Here is a 16,855-nt window from a genome sequence, read left to right as displayed (position 1 = left end):
CAGGTTATGATTCTCACGAAGGGCAAGGTCTTGGAACAGCCGGCTCAGGCGTCAGCTTTCGGCTTCAACGGCTGGTATGGGCGTTATACACGTGCGTGCTGTCCAACAACGATGCCAAGGTATCCGTTCGTGAGGACAGCGCGCCTTGTCGCAAGGTTGCCAATACAAGAACCCGGCGAAGCGGCTTCGGTAAAGGTATCTTTTGCACTGACCCGGTTCGATAGCGGTCCACATCCGGTTCGGGAAGCAACGTGAAGCCAAGCCCGTTCGTGACGCACTCCATAATGGCTTCGAGATTGTCCAGAACAACCGTATTGGCGGCTGTTTGGCGATCATGTCGCGCCATTTCGTTGGCGATGAGTTTTCCGATGCCGGTGTCTGGCATGAAATGGAAGAACGGGTGTTTGGCAAGAAGACCGCGCATGCCGTCAGCCATCAACGTGGAATGGGCTGCAAAAACGAAAGGCTCCTCGCGGATAACGGTTGCTGACAGTTCGTTCGGTAGGCCATCAGCATCGGTCAGCACGGCCGCATCGATCTGGCCAGCAAGAACCCTGTTCTGCAGGGTTCTTGAGAGGCCGGTCTCGAATTCGAATGTCGCACGTGGCGCGTTCTTTTGTGCGTTGTCCAAAAAGCCGGGCAGTAGCCGCACCGCCGCTGTTGTGATGAAGCCGAGCCTGAACCGCCCAACCAATGAATCGCTTGGGCGGCAGAGTTCAATGAGGCTGTCCTCTCTTTGTAACAGCGCGGCTGCCTCACGAACGACGGACCGTCCAATGGGTGTCAGACGCGGTGGGCGCACGGACCTGTCAAAAAGCTCCACCGCCAATTCGCTCTCCAATGCTTTCATCTGCATGGAGAGCGCCGGGAGCGTCATGTTCAACTGGTCTGCTGCCTTGGCGAATGATCCAACCATTGAAATCTTGACCAGGCTTCTAAGCGCGCGTGTCTGCATAAGTTCAGAGTCTCTGAATATCTTGTTAAATCTTATTCGATTGCTCTGAACTTTGGCAAGCGTACCCTTGGCGCAAAAGCCGAGGGACCCTTCCATGACACATCCGCTTGTTGACGTTGCAAAGGAATTGGCGCCCAGTTTTGAAAGGCGTGCGGCCCATTGGGACACGACCCGCAGCTATTGCTGGCAGAATGTGAAAGAGCTTACGGATGCGGGGATCATGGGCATGTCCATCCCGCAAGAGTTTGGTGGGCGGGGCGCGAATTTCCTTGATGTGTCCATGGTTGTCGAAGAGATCGCCAAGGCCTGCACCCTGACAGCGCGTGTCGTCGTCGAAGCCAACATGGGCGGGATCAGCGCCGTCATGGCACACGGGACGAATGCGCAGAAAGCCTTCTGTGCGCCGTATGTGCTCGCTGGAGATAAACCTGCAATTTGTATCACGGAACCGGATGCGGGGAGTGCAGCCACGGAAATGCGCACAACCGCGCGCAAGAGCGGCGCCTCATATATCTTGAACGGTACGAAGCATTGGATCACCGGGGGTGGCGTGTCAAAGCTTCATCTGGTCTTTGCCCGGGTGTTGGACGAGGCAGGGACCGACCTTGGTATCGGTGGGTTCATTGTTTTTGCCGATCACGTGGCTGGAGACGTGCCCGACGGTTTTCACGTTATGGGGCGCGAGCGCACAATGGGTTTGTGCGGGATGCCAGAGGCCGAACTGTGTTTCGAGGATGTGGAGGTGGATGAGAAATGGCTTCTTGTCCCGCCGTCAGGTTTGCGACGTGGGTTTGCCGATCTGATGAGCGCGTACAACTCGCAACGCGTCGGTGCTGGCACGATTGCAATGGGCGTCGCGGCAGGAGCGCTGGGCCATGCGCAGCGGTACCTGCTCGAGCGGGAGCAGTTTGGCCGCCCGCTGGCTGAATTCCAGGGACTGCAATGGATGCTTGCGGACATGGACACTCAGGTGCACGCAGCGCGTTTGATGTTGTATGATGCTGCCCGGTCACGCGGTCCTGACGGCAGTCTCTTTCCAGATATGACAGCGGCGGCGCGGGCCAAGCTTTTTGCGTCTGAGATGGCAATCAAAGTTGTCAGTGACGCGCTTCAGATGTTCGGCGCGCGCGGCTACAGCGACCGCGAACCGTTGGAACGGATGTATCGTGACGTGCGGATGTTCACCATTGGTGGGGGAACGGCACAGATCCTGCGCACCCAAATCGCGGGGAACGTCCTTGGTATCAAAACCCCTCAGACACGCGGTGGATATGTGCAGTCCCCGAGCGTTCCGCGGTTTGTTGCGGAGTAGGTGCTCCCCCGCAACATCAGGCCGTTTTCCGGCTGATCTGCAATCCGCGGAACAGCAATGCGCCACCGATGGCTATGCCGATCAGGTCGGTTTGCCAGGACCCTGAGATCATACACAGCGCACCAGCAAGGAGGATCAGACGGATCACTGGTCCGGCCGGTCCAATGAACCAGCCCTGAACAGAGCCCGCCAGCATGTACACACCAACCAGCGCCGTCATCATGTTGCGTAGGATGATGTACCACGGTGCCTCCATCAACAGGCCGGGGCTGTAGAAGAACATGAACGGCACAATGAAAGCGGCAAGCCCGACCTTGAAGCTGGTGACCGAAGTGCGCATCGGTTCTGACCCGGCAATGGCTGCACCTGCATAGGCTGCCAGCGCAACGGGCGGTGTGATGGCTGAGACCACTGCGAAATAGAACACGAAGAAATGTGCAACCAAAGGCTCGATCCCGATCTCGATCAGGCCCGGGGCCACGACAGAGGCGGCAACTGCGTAGGCCGCAGTTGTCGGCATGCCCATACCCAAAATGATGGCGATCATCATGGCAAAGATGAGCGCAAGAAGCGTGCTTTGCTGAGCCAGATCGAACAGCAGGTTGGAAAAACGCGCGCCGACGCCTGTCAGGGAAATGACCCCGACGATCAGACCGGCACAGGCGCAAACGGTTATGATCTGGATGCACATGCGCCCGCCAAGGCCAAGTGCCTCATAAATCTGACGTGGGCCCATGCGGTATGGCGTCAGCCAACTGACGACTGCGGCGCTGGCAATGGCAAGTGTCCCTGCCCGGATCACGGAGTAACCTGCAAAAAGCGCCCCGATCAGGATGACGATGGGCAGGAACAGATACACTTGGCGCACTAGGTCCTTCAGCTTGGGCAGCTCGTCTGCCCGCATGCCGCGCATGCCTGTCCGGCTCGCCTCGAAATCGACCATCAGGTAGATTGAGGCGAAGTAGAGGATGGCGGGGATCAGGGCTGCGACGACCAGTTCAGTGTACGGAATGCCGGTGATCTCGGCCATTATGAAGGCGCCGGCACCCATGATCGGCGGCATGATCTGTCCGCCGGTAGAAGCGGCCGCTTCGATCGCGCCAGCTGATTGAGGGCGGTAGCCCACCTTCTTCATCAGCGGAATGGTTAGTGACCCGGTGGAAACCACGTTGCCCGCCGATGTACCGTTGATCATGCCCATGAGGCCAGAGGCCAGAACCGACACCTTGGCCGGGCCACCGCGCGCACGTCCAGCCACGGCGAAGAGAAGTTCACGAAATAGTCGCCCACCTTGGAGCTCTGTAGGAAGGCAGCAAAAACGATGAAGAGGATGATGTAGGTGGAGGACACCGCCGTTGTTGGACCCAACACACCGTTGTCCGTAAAGACATAGGTGAAGAAGCGTTTGGGGTCATAGCCGCGATGTTCAAGAAACCCGGGCATCCACGGCCCCATGAAGGCGTAGATCACAAACACAAGGGCGATGACGACAAGCGCCATGCCCGCCACCCGTCGCGTCATCTCGGCGATCAGCACGACGACAACAAAGGCTGCCCAGCCATTATTCGGATCGGCAAACGGGGTGCCTGCGCGCAGGCGTAGTGACAGTGTATCGAGGCTGAACAGGACAAACCCGAAGCTTGCGACCGTGGCGACGATCAGTGCGATATCGGAGATGGTGAGTTGATTTTGGCGCGCGGGATACACCCAGCCGGTGGCCACAGCCAACAGCGTTCCACCAGCCAACGTCCAGCCAAAGATGGCCATGGTCCATTCAGGTGGAGCGGATTGTCCGGGCTCAAAGAACCACATGGCCGCCAGAACAGAACCGAGCGCAAGGGACGTGGCGACGAGCGAGACCGCGCCCAAAGCGCGAGGAAGCCGACTGGGTGTGCCACCTTCTTGTGCCGGACGAACGGAAAGTGCGGAACTCAATACAAAGCCGAGGATCAGTGCCCCTGCCACGTGCATGATCCGAAATGTCCATGTTTCGAGCGGGGCGATGTTCAGCACGTAGAGGTGCCAGGCACTGTACAGCGCACACAGCAAAAAACCGACTTTCGCCAGCCATGTTGTGTTTTGCAGGTCTGGCGAATTGTCGACCTCTGAAGGCAACTTGATGTCAGAAGCGGCTTGCGTGTCGGTCATTTTTCGTATCCCTCGGCACATGCAAAAACGCACCCTGCCATCAGACAGGGTGCGCCTGCGGTGTCAATCGGCGTTCAGGCCTTAGCCCTCAAGCTCGTCGGGGATATCGAACCCGTTTTCCTCGAACCAGCGCACGGCGCCGGGGTGCCAGGGAATGAAGGTATTCTTGTCGAAGTTTTCGGGCAGTGTTTCGACGGCTGACTTGTGAATTTCGAGCATCTTTGCGTTGTTCGTCATGACCGTCTTGACGACTTCGTACACCAGGCTTTCCGGCAGATCGGCGTTCCCGACAGCAAAGTTCCACATGGATACGCTTAACTGCTCTTCGGGCAATGATGGGTAAATGTTAGCCGGGATGGTAAAGGACGCCACAGGTTGTGTGTTGATGACCGCAGCTTGTTCATCGGCAGTGAAGCCAAAATAGGTCACGTCCGTTTGCGCATCCAACTGGCTGAAGGCCGGGTAAGGCAGCCCACCTGCCCAGGTCATCACGTCGATCAGACCGTCTTGAAGTTGCCCGGCCAAATCGGAGGCCCCGCCGTTGCGGAACTCAACATCCTTGCCCATGCCAGTCAGGATACGCGGCCAGTATGTTCCGGGTGTGCCGCCTGCCGGACCGACGCCCACAACGGCACCGTCTGGGATTTCAGCAAAGCTTGTAATCCCCGAGCTGAACAGGGTTACGGCATGAAAACCGGTTTTGTACATTGGGAAAAGCGCGCGCAGCTTGTCGTGTTTCAGACCGGGTGCCAGTGCACTGTTGCCGTTGATGGCGTCAAAGGCTGGCCCCATAGTGACCATGCCCATGTCCAAATCACCGGTTTGTACCAACGCGGCGTTCTGGACCGGGCCGCCGGTCACTTCGGTGCCACCAGGGATACCCAGTGCTTCGGACACCATGTTGGCCCATCCGGCGCCGTACACGAAATATGTGCCTCCTTGGCTGGCTGTTCCGACGGAAAAGCTGTCAGGCCAGTCGCTCTTGTCTTGGGCCGAAGCAATGGATCCAGCGAGGCCGATTGCACCGGCCAAGGCGAGGGCTTTAACGCCCCTCAGATTAAGCAAAGCAGTCATTAATTCCTCCAGTTAATGCGACGCCATGCGCTGGCGCTTATTTTTGTTATCGACTGAAGGTATATCTGCGGTTGTTCAAAACAAGAGGAACAGGGGCTGTCCAATCGCCTTCACGCGGTGTTTCCAAGGCTATTCACTCACAGGTAGTGCTGAGCGCAGTGCGCACGGGCCCCGCATCACATCCTACGAAAAAAGGCGGGGTCTCCCCCGCCTTTCGATCATGCGTCTTGAGTTTGATTAGCCAAACACGCGTGTCAGTGCGCCATCCACGGCGCCCACGATCTGGTCGATGTCGTCTTTGGTCGCGATCAGTGCGGGCGAGAAGCAGAGTGTGTTGTTCTTGCCGGGCAGCGAGCGGTTGGTGGCCCCAATGATCACGGCTTGCTTCATGCAGTCGCCGACAACGGCCTGCACCATTTTTTCATCTGCCGGATCGCGGCTGTCGCGGTCCTTGACCAGCTCCGCCCCAAGGAACAAACCCTTGCCGCGGACGTCACCGACCACCTCGTGCTTGTCTTTCAGCTCGGACAGTTTGTCGAGCATGTAGTCGCCCATGGCCGTGGTGTTTCCGAGCAGGTCCTCGTCCTCGATGATCCGCATGTTTTCGAGTGCCGCCGCCGGGCCTGCAGTGCAGCCGCCGAAGGTGGAGATGTCGCGGAAGTAGTTGAGGTGGTCCGACGTGTCGTCCTTGAACATGTCGAAGACTTCGTTGGTCGTCGCGAGGCACGAGATGGCAGCGTAACCCGATGCAACCCCTTTTGCCATCGTCACCATGTCGGGCTTGATGTCGTAGTGCTGGTAGCCGAACCATGTACCTGTGCGGCCCACGCCGCAGACAACCTCGTCAATATGAAGCAGGATGTCGTATTTCTTGCAGATCTCGGCAACGCGCGGCCAATAGCCATCAGGTGCCTCAATCACCCCGCCGCCGGCAGTCACCGGCTCAAGGCAGAGTGCACCAACGGTGTCGGGGCCTTCGCGCAGGATGATCTCTTCGATTTGGTTGGCCGCCCATTCGCCGTAATTCTGCTCGGGCGCGCCGTCCTGTTCGTGCTTGCGATATTCAAGGCAGTGGGGCACGCGGATGAAGCCCGGGGTGTAGGGGCCGTATTGTGCGTTGCGTTCGTCCTGTCCACCGGCAGACAGGCACGCGATGGTCGTACCGTGGTAGTCGCGGTCGCGGTAGAGAATCTTGTGCTTCTTGCCGCCATAGCGCTTGTGGGCGATCTGCCGGACCATCTTGAAGGCTTTCTCATTCGCTTCAGACCCGGAGTTGGCGTAGTAGACGCGGTCGAGCCCGGGCATCTTGGTCAGCAACTTCTCGGCAAAGAGCGCACCAGGGATCGAGCCTACGGTGCCGCCGAAGAAGTTCATTTTGACGATGGCGTCGCGCACGGCGTCGCCCATCGACTCGCGGCCATAGCCCACGTTTACCGTCCAGACACCACCGGACACCGCATCAATGTGCTCGATACCCTTTTGATCCCAGACACGCAGGCCCTTGCCTTCGATGATGATCTTGGGATCAGCACCGGTAAAAAAGGGTTGGTGCTGTACCAAATGGTGCCAAACATTTGCGCGGTCGGCTTCGATCACGCGGCTCATATCGTTTTCGTTGAACGTACCGTCCATGGGGTCAACCTTTCGAGAGAGAGTGCGGCCCATGAAACAAAGGGCCAATCAAGCTTGCTGACGCGTACAATCGCTGAGAATCTGGTCGTAACAGTAGGGCCAGTTTGTGCCGACAAGTAAAGCCAGTTGATGTGGCTTTGGATGTATCTTTGTAAGGGTGCCGTTCGAAATCCCCTTGTTTTCATGGGGCTGCCCGGAATTTGGGAATCCGAAAGACTTGGTTCACCTGCACAGAATTATGACAGAAGTCCCGATTTTACGTTGATCCGGGCGAGATTATCGGCTCGGATCACGCCAGCGCCGCGGCAGGCCGCGTGCGACCAGAGGCGGAACACCGCCCGACATGATCCAAAAACGGACCTGACAGGTTCGTGGAAAACACGGGAGTACTAAGATGACATTCAAGACAAAGCTGATGGGTGCTGTGGCAGCCACTGCAATGCTGGCGGGCGCACAGGGCGCCGTGGCAGCGGGCCATGGTGGTGAAATCACGGTTGCCTACTTCCTGGAATGGCCGATGCCTTTCCAGTTCGCCAAAGAAACCGGCATGTATGAAGAAGCCATGGGTGGCACCAAGATCAACTGGGTGAGCTTCGACACAGGTACCGCGATGTCGGCGGCCATGGCGTCGGGTGACGTTCAGCTGTCCGTAAGCCAAGGCATCCCGCCCTTCGTGGTCGCGGCCTCTGCCGGTCAGGACCTGCAGGTGCTGGACGTGGCTGTGTCCTATGCGGACAACGACAACTGTGTCGTGCGCGCCGACCTCGAAATTGACAAGGACAGTGCTGCCGAGCTCGCTGGTAAGAAAGTAGCTGTTCCGCTGGGCACCGCGGCCCACTACGGCTTCCTTAAGCAGATGGAGCACTTCAACGTCTCCCTCGATAGCCTTGAGGTCGTCGACATGGCACCGCAGGAAGGCGAAGCTGCGCTGAGCCAAGGTGCGGTCGACATGGCCTGTGGTTGGGGTGGTGCGCTGCGCCGCATGCTGAACTCGGGCAACGTGCTGCTGACCGGCGCGGAAAAAACCGAGCTGGGCATCCTGGTGTTCGACGCGACAACCGGTCCGACATCCTTTGTTGCTCAGGAAGCTGAGCTTGTGTCGCAGTTCCTGTCGGTGACGGCAGCGGCCAATGCGATGTGGGCAGATGAGGCGAACCACGCCAAGATGCTGCCGGTGATCGCGAAAGACGCTGGTATGTCCGAAGATGACGCGGCGGCCACGTTGTCGACTTTTGTCTTCCCAACTGTTGATGACCAGCTGAGCAGTGCATGGCTGGGTGGCAACGCGGCGACCTTTATGAAGGGTGTCGCAGACGTCTTTGTTGCATCGGGTTCGATCGACGCGGCGAAAGCTTCCTACACAGACAACGTGAACGCAGAGCCTCTTTCGGCTGCTGAGTAATCACGTTTTGTTTCGGGGTGGGCACTGGATATAGTGCCCACCCTTTTTCGCTCTGACCTCAGAGCGACCCACCCTGGCAAGAGGGGGCACCAATTGTCTGGACTTCTCATAAATGATATTTCGATGCGCTTTGATCTGCCGAATGGCGGGCATGTGCAGGCGTTGAAGAACGTGACGCTGGACATCAAATCCGGTGAACTGATGAGCGTGCTTGGCCCTTCGGGCTGCGGTAAAACCACGCTTCTGAACATTGTTGCGGGCTTTCTCGCCCCCACCGAAGGCAACATTCAGCTGAACGAAGAAGTGGTGCACGGCCCCGGTCCGGAACGCGGCATGGTGTTCCAGCAAGGCGCGCTGTTCGAATGGATGAGCGTGCGGGACAACGTGAGTTTTGGCCCTGACATGAAGGGCATGAGCCGCGCCGAAAGCAAGGAGAAGGTGGAACACCTTCTGGACGTGGTTGGCCTGCAGGACTTCAAGGAAAAGGCGGTTTACGAACTGTCCGGCGGGATGCAGCAACGTGTGGCCCTGGCCCGTTGTCTGGCAAATGACCCCGATGTCATCCTGATGGACGAACCCTTGGGCGCGTTGGACGCGCTGACCCGAGAAAAGATGCAGAGCCTTGTGCTGGACCTGTGGAAGGATACGGGCAAGACGATCATTCTGATTACGCACTCCGTCGAAGAGGCGTTGCTGTTGGGCGAACGCCTGCTGGTGATGGCCCCGCGTCCTGGTCGTGTGCACAAAGAATACCGCCTGCCATTTGCGGATATGGGCGTCGGCAACGATCTACGTGAAGTCAAGAAGCACAAAGACTATGGGCCGACGCGGGAAGAAATTCTCGAGATGATCTGGAACATGGAAGAAGAGATTATGGGCCGTACGGAGGAAAGCGCATGACTGGGTTACTTGTTCTTGCGCTGTATGTTGGCGCATTTTTCGGATCGTTCTTCCTCGCAAAGGCCGTGTTCAAAAGCGCCTTTGAGAAGAAGGGCTTTAACAAGCTGAAAACCGTTACCTTTGGTGACGAAAGCGCGATTACGGCAAACCGAGTGGCCTCCGTCATCTCGGTCATCACGGTGTTCTGGTTGTGGGTAGCGTTCACCAACTCTGTTATTCCGTTGCCCAAATTTCCAGGGCCGTTCTCGGGTGACATGAGCTTTACCTACACAGCACAGCTGGAAGATGGCACCACCGACGACGCGACTGTCACGATGCGGGTTTATCGTGAGGACATTCAACAAACCCTTGATGATGAGGGTAACCCGGGACGCGAGCCCGAAGCGGCCGAGGTCGAGCCGGGTGACGGGTTTGCCAAGAATGACAGCCTGACCGTCGCGCGCTATTCGTTCAAGGTGGTCAACGTTTGGGCCAATGACGAGGTGTCGAAGAGAGACGGTTCGTCTATCGTTGCCATCAATGGGGAGCCTATCGCGCCGGGCGAGTCGATCAAGGTGGGCGAAGGCACAATTGGTCTGACGGACAAGGGTACGCCCACGTTCGAGCCTGCTGTGGGTCTGCGCATGGCACGTCTTTACCTGCCTGCACCCGAAGTCGTGTTCCAGCGCTTCATCTGGCTGAACAAGGAAGGCTATCAAGGCTACACCCTGCTTGAGCACACCTGGTTTTCGTTGAAGCGTGTTGTTCTAGGGTTTCTCATCGGTGCAATTGTCGGTGTTCCGATTGGTTATGCGATGGGTCTGACGGGCTGGGCGCGGGGTTGGTTTGATCCGATTGTCGAGTTCATGCGCCCCATTCCGCCCCTTGCCTTGATCCCGCTGATCATCATCTGGTTCGGGATTGGTGAGGTCGGTAAGGTTGTCCTGCTGTTCCTAGCGGCATTGTGGATCATGATTATCGCAGCGCGGTCCGGTGTTTCCGGTGTGGCCATTTCAAAGGTCCATGCGGCCTATTCATTGGGCGCGTCGAAATGGCAGATTCTGTCCAAGGTCATTGTTCCCAACTCGCTGCCCGACATCTTCACCGGTGCGCGGGTGGCGATGGGGGTGTGTTGGGGCACTGTTGTTGCGGCAGAGCTTGTTGCCGCCAATGTTGGCCTCGGCAAGATGATCGTGACGGCGTCCAAGTTTCAGCTGACCGACATCATTATCGTTGGCATTATTATCATCGGTGTGATCGGGTTTGCCATCGAAGTTGGCATGCGTGCGCTGGAAAACTGGCTGATCCCGTGGAAGGGCAAGGTCTGACCCGGGCCAAACCGGTAGAGTTTGAAGACGGCGCCCCATGTGGCGCCGTTTTTATTTGCAGTGTTGGCTCAGGTAACTTGTCATTGCTGCCCGTGTGTTCGCCCGAATATCGGTGCGGTGATAATCCTCGACAAATCGGCCATAGAGTTGTTCGCCTGCAAAGAAGGGGAAGGTTGTGTCATGTTCGATCTGTGGCAGGACGCCACTGGACAGGAAAGCCTGAACATCCTGCGTTGCCAACCCGTGGGTTCGCTCGCTGGGTCGGGCGCTATCGTGGATTTGTTGCCAAACAAGGAACCGCGCCGCTTCGCGCGCCAAGGCACCCCAGTATTCTCCCTGGATGTCGACGCCACAGATGGTGCCGCGGTGGTAGTGCGCGTTCATGCCTACATAGTCTCCGTGTGACGCGGCTTGAACCACTGAACATCCTTTGACGTGATCGTTCTGGACGCGCAGCGCGGCGATCATTCGATCAAGGAGGGCACGGTCCTCCGGCGCAATTGCATCGTGATCGCGGGACAAACAGCGCTTGATCCAGAACCCCGGCCCGAAGGTTGAGCTGCGTCGTCGATCGCCCGGGTAAGTCGCGAGCCAGCGGCCTGCATGTTGCAGGAGTTTCTGACGCGAGCGCCCTTGCGCACCTGCAATTTTCTTATCAAGCCGAGAACCAGGAGCGTGTGACAGGATTGCGATCCCGTCCTCGGGCCATGCCATCAGGCAACGGTTCGCTTGACAGTCGCTATCAGCAAACGTTTTTTCCAGTCTGAATAGTTCGCCGTTCAAACTGCGTACCGTGTGTGCGCGAGCCTCGTTGAAGAAGCGCTTGATCACGACCTTTTCGCCATTCAGCTTTGCGCTGAACACCCAACTTTTGGCTGAGAATTTGAGGGTTTCGAGAATGCGAACTGATCGGACACTGGGACGATCTTTCAAATAACGGGTTAATGTCTTCGCCGCACTGATTTCGGTGGATGCAGGTTCGAATTCCCACGGGGCAGCGCGCAAGCCCAGTCGGTCCGGTGAAAAACCCTGATTGGTGAAGACCTGAAGGATATCCATGTCCAAATTGGGGTGGTCGAGGGCGAGGCAAAAGGTGCTGAAGTACCAGTACAGAAAATGTTGGTAATCATGTTGCGCAGACAGCGCACGGGTAAGATGGTCGTTGAATTTTTCGGGATCGATTACTGTTTCGCATACGTGGTGGAAGTCCGACTTGCCGAACAGAATGGCGGGCTTGTGATGAAGGAAACCTTCCAGTGCCACGGCCGAATTAAATGTTACTGTGACAGAGCACGCAGCCAAGATGTCGTGGATGTTTGCGTGTGTTGGGATCAGTTTCAAACCTTCGGCTTGCAGGGCATGGATCATCTGCTGTTCAGCCTTGGGGTTGAAAGACGGGTGCGCCTTGATCACCACCGGCCGATCCTTTGCCTGAGCGGCGACACTGCGTACCATGACCTCAGGATCGCAATGTGCGGTGCCCCAACGTTGTGGTGTGTCACCTTGGAGGAAGATGGCAACACAACCTTCTGGGATTGCGCTACGCTCTTTCGGCTGGTCATAGCGGGACCACCTTCTTTCGACAAAACGGTGTTGCAGGTTGTCCCAGAGTTTTTGTGCTTGCCCTTGATCGATTGTCGCTGGATCAAAACGGGCATGCCCGGCAGAGCTGTGGGCCAGCACGCCGCGCGGATCAAGATGGTAGAACGGCGGCAGGTAAGCGAGTGTAGTGTTCAGCACGCCTGGTTGTTGGACCAGTCCGTTTTCGACGATGTGTAAGCAATCCGATTCCAGCAGGTCGGACCAATCCGTTCTAAGCGGATCGCGCAGGCGTTCGTCGCGACTGCGCACCTCGATGTTGCCGCCTCTTGCCGTGATCAAATCCTGAATACGCGCATGCAGCCCAAGGTGTGGCTGGTGATAAAAGGTTCGCGAAAACCTGTGGGAAAGGTGAAGGACGACTTTGGACGTCACGGATCGTTTGGCTCATGCTGGACTGATGTTGCCTTTGGAGTAGCGGCTTTTGCGTTACCTGTCCAAAACTGCATTCACGTTTGTGGTCGGACGAAGGGCATGACATGTTTTTAAGTTTCAAATTCCTGATGCCTTCACTACGTTTGCCATGATGATTGCCATCGATTTGGATACCCCAGCCAACGCTGAAGTGCAGGCGCTGCTTTTGCGCCATTTTGAGCTGATGCGAGCATCGTCGCCTGAGGAAAGTTGTCACGTTATGGAACCTGGCACTTTGCTGGAGCGTGATGTGGCACTGTTTGCTGCACGCGAAGGTGGGATTGTCATGGGTGTGGGGGCAATGGCCATCATTGAACCCGGCCATGGCGAGTTGAAATCGATGCACACGGCAGCCGAAGCGCGGGGGCGTGGCGTGGCGCGCGCCGTGCTGAAGGCGTTGCTGGACCACGCACGGGGCATTGAACTGACCCGCGTCAGCCTTGAAACAGGATCGGCGGATATGTTTGCGCCCGCCCGCGCGCTTTACGCAGCGCATGGATTCACCGAGTGCCCGCCCTTTGGCGACTATGTTGTGGATCCACTGAGTGTTTTCATGACACGGCAGCTTTGAACGCTTGCCCTGTAGGCCGCACTGCGGCATGACAACACCAGCGGTCCCTTAGCTCAACTGGATAGAGCAGCTGACTTCTAATCAGCAGGTTGAGGGTTCGAGTCCTTCAGGGATCGCCACTCTTCACAGCGCTGTCATGCGATCTCACGATCAAGCAGGACTGGAAACCAGTCTTCGCGCAAACGTTCGCCATCCTTCATGTTATGGCCTGGGAAGGGAGGGGAGGTTGGTCCCGGGCGCGACACGTAACGCGCGTCATCTCCAACGAGGCGCAGAGAGAAGGCGCGCCTGCGATTGGCGGTTTGATTCCCCCGCGCACCATGCAGCGTCATGAAGTTGAAGGCGACAGCATCACCAGGCTCCATCTGCCATTCGCGTACGTCCATACCCTCAACATCGGGATCTGGCACGGGTTGATATGCTTCTTCATCCGGGTAGAAGCTGGTTTCGGCCAACCAACGGGTCGGCAGCACTGGTTTTTTCCAACGCTGTGATCCAACAACGCACCGCAGCGACGCGTCCTCAACAGGATCGAGCGGTGACCAGAAACTGACGGTCTGCCGTCCTTCTACGAAGTAGTACGGCCCGTCCTGATGCCACGGAGTTGGCTTCGAGGTTCCCGGCTCTTTTACCAGAACATGGTCGTGAAACATCTGGACACGGGACGAGCCCATGAGGTTGGCGGCAACTGCTGCAGCCTCTGACGCATGGATCACTTCCTTGAACTCCGGGATGCGGGTCCAGTTGCAATAGTCGTCAAAGAACCGGCCTTCTTCGCCCTTCTTCAGGTTTTCCGCTGCATAGGGTCCGGGCTCCGCCATATTGCGTGTTACGCCTGCGCGCAGTGTTTCGACGAAAGGAGCAAACAGCCCACGGATCAGAACAACACCGTCTCGCTGGTACGCGGTGATATCGGAGTGTTTTAGCAGTGGGTGCGTCATCGCGGTTTCCCGTGTCTTTGGCGAAGGTCTCCGTCTCTTGTACGATACAAAAGCCTTGGCGGAAATTGCCGTGACCCATCAATCCCCCTTGGCCTTCCCCATGCGTTGCCTGCCAGTGCCAGCCCACGACAGCCATAGGGCTTTCCTTGGTCGCCGATAAATCTTGCCAGCCGCAGCATGGCGTGACTTCAGTTCACAATCGACGGAACAACTGAGCGCGGTTACCCACCTTTATGAGATCGAGGTGGATAACCGGTGCAAGTGATTTTGCAAACCGTTTGCGTGCTGTGCATCCGTCACATGCGAGGCGTGAGAACGACTACTGAGAACCTGTCGGCCGCATCCGCGTAACGCACCGCAACGTCCCATCCGGCACTTAGCGCAAGAGCACGCAGGCTGTCGGGTGTGTATTTACGGGCCGCGCTGACATGGATCGCTTCCTCTGCTTCAAATGCGACGGTCGTTCCAGCGAGTGTAACGTTCTGATCGCGGGACGAGACAAGATGCATGTCGATCCGTGCCAAGGCCGGATCCCAACTGGCTCGGTACTTGAATGCTTGGGTGTCGAAGTTTGCACCCGCTTCTCGGTTCAGTCGCACTAGGATGTTTCCGATGAACTTGGCGGTGATGCCTTGGGCATCATCATACGCTGCTACAAGATCACTGGTATTTTTGACCATATCCATGCCGATTATGAATGCGGTGACCCCCTCCCACGCACGGACACCTGTCAGCAAAGCCTGCGCGCGGTCAGGCGTGAGGTTGCCAATCGTCGACCCGGGGAAAAAGCCAACTTTCGGAATGCCTGCCAGGTCGTCAGGCAATGTGACCGGGGCCGAGAAGTCAGCAACCACCGGTGCGATGCTCAAGGCTGGATAGCGGTTTTGAAGATCATTCGCTGTCTCCATCAGGAAATCCCGCGAGATATCGACAGGCACATAGCTGCCGAAATGCGACCCGACATCCAGCAATGTTCGGGTTTTGACCGACGCGCCTGATCCCAGTTCAACGAGTGCACCATTGTGCGGGACGAGACCAGCCAGCGCCGCAGCGTTGTCGCGGAGAATACCCGCCTCGGTTCGTGTGGGATAATACTCGGGCAACTGCGTGATCTGTTCAAACAGCGCACTGCCATTATGGTCGTACAACCATTTTGGGCTGAGTGATTTTTGCGGTGCAGTCAGGCCTGCAATCGCATCTGTGATCAATGCATTGGTTTTTGTTGAATCACGTGCCGCAAGTTGGAGTGTGCCGTCCATTACGATACATCCCGTGCCAGGCGCAGGCCCAACATTTGCCAGCGTTGATGAGGGTAGAAGAATGTGCGGTATGTTGGCCGCATCTGCTCGCGCGGTGTCGCGCAAGACCCACCGCGCAGCACACGCTGGTTCACCATGAACTTGCCGTTGTATTCGCCAAGCGCCCCCTCGGGTGGTCGGAAGCCCGGATATGGGCTGAAGTCCGACGCAGTCCATTCCCAAACATCACCCCAGACGCCTGGCCCTGGTAGGGGCCGCAATGCTCCGGTCGCGCCTGCGTCGCCCATCAGATTGCCTTGGATGGGAGTGTCGCGAAACGCGATCTCGTGTTCAGCCTCCGTTGGCAAACGTGCGCCAGCCCATCGTGCAAAGGCCTCTGCTTCGTAGTAGCTGACATGTACAACCGGGGCATCGAGGGCCACCGGTTGCGGACCGCGCAAGGTGAAGGTCCACCATTCATCATCCTGTTGCCACCAGTACAGGGGGTGTGACCACTCCTCCCGCTGGGCGACGGCATGTCCCTCCATCAACCAGTGCCGGGTGTCATCATAGCCCTCGTCTTCCATGAAAGTGATCCAGTCCCGGTTGGTGACGGGGCGATCGGCGATGTCGAACGGGGCAACATAGGTTTTGTGGCGCGGCCCCTCACAATCATATGCAAAGCCGATCCCATCATGCCCGTTCTCAACAAGGCCGCCATCATATCGGGTAAAGGTGAGCGGTACTTCGGATGTGACGGGAAGCGGTTCGGGGTCTTTGTAGACCGGCAGAAGTGGATTGAAGCTAAGCCCGTGCAGCAAGTCCGTGACCAGCAACTCCTGATGTTGCATCTCGTGGTGGCAGCCCAGCTCAACCAGAGCGGCAATATCATAGGCATCATCACGGGAGGCTGCCAACAGGTCTTCCAAACTGTCTTCGACATGTGCGCGGTATGCCTGGACTTCCTGAACGCCGGGGCGCGATACCAACCCCCGCCGTTCACGCGCGTGACGTGGTCCGGCCTGCGTGTAATACGAATTGAACAGAAACGCGAAGCGATCATCCGGGGATGTGTAGCCTGGCATCCTTGGTTTCAGAATGAACTCTTCAAAGAACCAAGTGGTGTGGGCGAGGTGCCATTTCGCTGGTGAGGCGTCTTCCATGCTTTGCAGCATCATGTCTTCCGCGGTCAGGGGTGCTGCCAACGCGTCGGTGCGCGCGCGCGTGCGGGAAAACAGGTTCGTTACCTCGTTTGGGGCCAGAGAAGGGGAGAGTGTGGTCATGACAGCGATGTTCCTTGGGTGGCGAAGGGTACGTTCATCTGATCTGTTTGTCTGAGCCCATGTTGTCAGGAATTGGCGA

The 16,855-nt window shown here is 57.5% G+C and carries 14 protein-coding genes and 1 tRNA gene; 6 read left to right on the top strand and 9 right to left on the bottom strand.

Annotation, left to right across the window (positions count from 1 at the left end; all coding sequences use genetic code 11):
* Positions 1 to 64: 64 nt before the first annotated feature.
* Complete coding sequence (locus tag ACZ1HN_RS22285; RefSeq protein ID WP_472729077.1) at positions 65 to 955, bottom strand: LysR family transcriptional regulator; 891 nt, start codon at positions 953 to 955, stop codon at positions 65 to 67.
* Positions 956 to 1,049: 94 nt separating this feature from the next.
* Between ACZ1HN_RS22285 and acdA the strand changes: the two genes are divergently transcribed.
* Complete coding sequence (gene acdA / locus ACZ1HN_RS22280) at positions 1,050 to 2,267, top strand: 3-sulfinopropanoyl-CoA desulfinase (protein WP_472729076.1); 1,218 nt, start codon at positions 1,050 to 1,052, stop codon at positions 2,265 to 2,267.
* Positions 2,268 to 2,283: 16 nt separating this feature from the next.
* Here acdA and ACZ1HN_RS22275 read toward each other — a convergent pair whose 3' ends face one another.
* The 4 genes from ACZ1HN_RS22275 to ACZ1HN_RS22260 form a co-directional block, all read right to left on the bottom strand.
* Positions 2,284 to 3,525 carry a TRAP transporter permease gene (locus tag ACZ1HN_RS22275; protein ID WP_472729075.1) on the bottom strand — a complete coding sequence of 414 codons (1,242 nt, stop codon included), beginning with the start codon at positions 3,523 to 3,525 and terminating at the stop codon, positions 2,284 to 2,286.
* Entirely contained in the window at positions 3,459 to 4,415 is a 957-nt protein-coding gene (locus ACZ1HN_RS22270) for a hypothetical protein (protein ID WP_472729074.1), read from the bottom strand. Before ACZ1HN_RS22270 ends, ACZ1HN_RS22275 begins: the two co-directional genes overlap by 67 nt.
* A gap of 81 nt (positions 4,416 to 4,496) precedes the next feature.
* Positions 4,497 to 5,489 (bottom strand): TAXI family TRAP transporter solute-binding subunit, encoded by a 993-nt coding sequence (locus ACZ1HN_RS22265; RefSeq protein WP_472729073.1) that lies wholly within the window; start codon positions 5,487 to 5,489, stop codon positions 4,497 to 4,499.
* Positions 5,490 to 5,726: 237 nt separating this feature from the next.
* On the bottom strand, positions 5,727 to 7,121 hold the full coding sequence (locus ACZ1HN_RS22260) for an aminotransferase family protein (protein ID WP_472729072.1): 1,395 nt from the start codon (positions 7,119 to 7,121) through the stop codon (positions 5,727 to 5,729).
* A 394-nt stretch (positions 7,122 to 7,515) separates the two neighbouring features.
* Here ACZ1HN_RS22260 and ACZ1HN_RS22255 point away from each other — a divergent pair, with 394 nt between their 5' ends.
* The 3 genes from ACZ1HN_RS22255 (at position 7,516) to ACZ1HN_RS22245 (ending at position 10,730) form a co-directional block, all read left to right on the top strand.
* Positions 7,516 to 8,523, top strand: a complete 1,008-nt coding sequence (locus ACZ1HN_RS22255; RefSeq protein ID WP_472729071.1) for a taurine ABC transporter substrate-binding protein — start codon at positions 7,516 to 7,518, stop codon at positions 8,521 to 8,523.
* A gap of 93 nt (positions 8,524 to 8,616) precedes the next feature.
* Entirely contained in the window at positions 8,617 to 9,423 is an 807-nt protein-coding gene (locus tag ACZ1HN_RS22250; protein WP_299208729.1) for an ATP-binding cassette domain-containing protein, read from the top strand.
* Positions 9,420 to 10,730 carry an ABC transporter permease gene (locus tag ACZ1HN_RS22245; protein WP_299744534.1) on the top strand — a complete coding sequence of 437 codons (1,311 nt, stop codon included), beginning with the start codon at positions 9,420 to 9,422 and terminating at the stop codon, positions 10,728 to 10,730. Before ACZ1HN_RS22250 ends, ACZ1HN_RS22245 begins: the two co-directional genes overlap by 4 nt.
* A gap of 51 nt (positions 10,731 to 10,781) precedes the next feature.
* Here ACZ1HN_RS22245 and ACZ1HN_RS22240 read toward each other — a convergent pair whose 3' ends face one another.
* Positions 10,782 to 12,611 (bottom strand): capsular polysaccharide export protein, LipB/KpsS family, encoded by a 1,830-nt coding sequence (locus tag ACZ1HN_RS22240; protein WP_472729070.1) that lies wholly within the window; start codon positions 12,609 to 12,611, stop codon positions 10,782 to 10,784.
* 241 nt (positions 12,612 to 12,852) lie between these two features.
* Between ACZ1HN_RS22240 and ACZ1HN_RS22235 the strand changes: the two genes are divergently transcribed.
* Together ACZ1HN_RS22235 and ACZ1HN_RS22230 are read left to right on the top strand one after the other, a co-directional pair.
* Positions 12,853 to 13,314 carry a GNAT family N-acetyltransferase gene (locus ACZ1HN_RS22235; RefSeq protein ID WP_472729069.1) on the top strand — a complete coding sequence of 154 codons (462 nt, stop codon included), beginning with the start codon at positions 12,853 to 12,855 and terminating at the stop codon, positions 13,312 to 13,314.
* Positions 13,315 to 13,356: 42 nt separating this feature from the next.
* Positions 13,357 to 13,433: transfer RNA gene (locus ACZ1HN_RS22230), tRNA-Arg, on the top strand.
* A 15-nt stretch (positions 13,434 to 13,448) separates the two neighbouring features.
* Here the strand turns inward: ACZ1HN_RS22230 and ACZ1HN_RS22225 are convergent.
* From ACZ1HN_RS22225 to egtB, 3 genes are all read right to left on the bottom strand, one after another.
* A complete protein-coding gene (locus ACZ1HN_RS22225; protein WP_472729068.1) occupies positions 13,449 to 14,255 on the bottom strand; it encodes a phytanoyl-CoA dioxygenase family protein in 807 nt (268 codons plus the stop codon).
* Between the two features lie 296 nt (positions 14,256 to 14,551).
* Positions 14,552 to 15,514 carry an L-histidine N(alpha)-methyltransferase gene (egtD, locus tag ACZ1HN_RS22220; RefSeq protein ID WP_472729067.1) on the bottom strand — a complete coding sequence of 321 codons (963 nt, stop codon included), beginning with the start codon at positions 15,512 to 15,514 and terminating at the stop codon, positions 14,552 to 14,554.
* Complete coding sequence (gene egtB / locus ACZ1HN_RS22215; protein ID WP_472729367.1) at positions 15,514 to 16,785, bottom strand: ergothioneine biosynthesis protein EgtB; 1,272 nt, start codon at positions 16,783 to 16,785, stop codon at positions 15,514 to 15,516. Before egtB ends, egtD begins: the two co-directional genes overlap by 1 nt.
* Positions 16,786 to 16,855 lie beyond the last annotated feature (70 nt).

This window comes from Tateyamaria sp. GN1-10 (assembly GCF_055693845.1).
Note: the sequence above shows the minus strand (reverse complement) of the source record. Positions and strands in the feature narration are given on the sequence as shown.